The following is a 700-nucleotide window of genomic DNA, read 5'->3' as shown; positions in this document are numbered from 1 at the left end:
CGAATACGCTTTACAAAATCTATTGGTTCTCGATGACGAAAAAGCATATGATTCTCAATATACATCTTGTGATAATGAAATAATCCGTATAATTTAGGTTAATTATGCCAGTTTTTTGCACAAAAACCAAAAAAGATAAAGACAATTAAATATTTCGACTTCCTGGCTTGACCGCCGGAAGCAGCGCGAGTTCAGTAGGAAGTGCATCACTAGCATAAGATGCGATCTCATATTCGGCAAGTGCAATCAATGGAACTCCGACATCAACCTTACCGCCAGAACGATCAAGAATACACGCACTCGCTACCACATCTGCTCCTGCTGCAACCAAAGCCTCAACTGTCTCACGAATGGAAAGACCTGTTGTTACAATATCTTCAACAATCACCCCTGCACCATTCTTGATTTTAAAACGAAGCAATTCAAATACACCATTTACACGCTCTACCCAAAGAGAAGGAACACCAAGGTGACGTGAAGTTTCGTACGAAGGAATCAGACCACCAATCGCAGGACCAACCACATAATCAATTTTTTCCTTGATAGATTTTTTGATTTTTGCAGCCAACCCACGACATAACTTTTCCGTCAAGTCTGCATGCATGAATACTTGCGCTTTCTGCATATAAATAGCACTATGGCGACCCGATGTTAAAATAAAATGTCCTTCCAGAATGGCATCTGCTTGTTTAAAAATATC

At 40.0% G+C, this 700-nt stretch carries 1 protein-coding gene; it reads right to left on the bottom strand.

The annotated features are described in order from the left end of the window. Positions 1 to 145: 145 nt before the first annotated feature. The coding region (pyrE, locus tag ACFIK8_RS11535; protein WP_375669506.1) for an orotate phosphoribosyltransferase at positions 146 to 700 on the bottom strand (555 nt) is incomplete at its 5' end.

The organism is Bartonella sp. MR168JLCBS (assembly GCF_042194175.1).
Note: the sequence above shows the minus strand (reverse complement) of the source record. Positions and strands in the feature narration are given on the sequence as shown.